The sequence below is a fragment of the Arthrobacter sp. MDT2-34-1 genome, from assembly GCF_059091365.1.
Window position 1 is genome coordinate 1 of the sequence record NZ_JBNHGO010000151.1, and the last position, 446, is coordinate 446.

At 68.8% G+C, this 446-nt stretch carries 1 protein-coding gene; it reads left to right on the forward strand.

The window, feature by feature from the left end; genetic code table 11:
- Nucleotides 1-446: ATP-binding cassette domain-containing protein (locus AC5RVV_RS18120; protein ID WP_494002728.1), on the forward strand; the 446-nt coding region annotated here is incomplete at both ends.

The window sequence follows — 446 nt, forward strand, 5'->3', positions numbered from 1 at the left end:
TCGCTGGCCTCGCTGGAGGAAGTCGCCACCCTGGACACCCGCGGTGGGGAAGAGGTGCTGCACGGCATCTCCTTCCGCGTCGAACCGGGCCAGACCGTGGCCCTGGTGGGCTCGTCCGGCGCGGGCAAGTCCACCATCGCCCAGCTGCTCTCCCGGCTCTACGACGTGGACACCGGGTCGGTGAGGCTGGCCGGAACGGACATCCGCGATGTCACCTTCGAATCGCTGCGTGGAACGCTGGGCATGGTCACCCAGGACGGGCACCTGTTCCACGAAACCATTAAGTCGAACCTACTGCTGGCCAACCCGGACGCCACCGACGACCAGTTGTGGGACGCCCTGCGGAGGGCCCGGCTGGAAAGCCTGATCCGCTCGCTGCCGGACGGCCTGGACACCATGGTGGGGGAGCGCGGCTACCGGCTCTCCGGCGGCGAACGCCAGCGCAT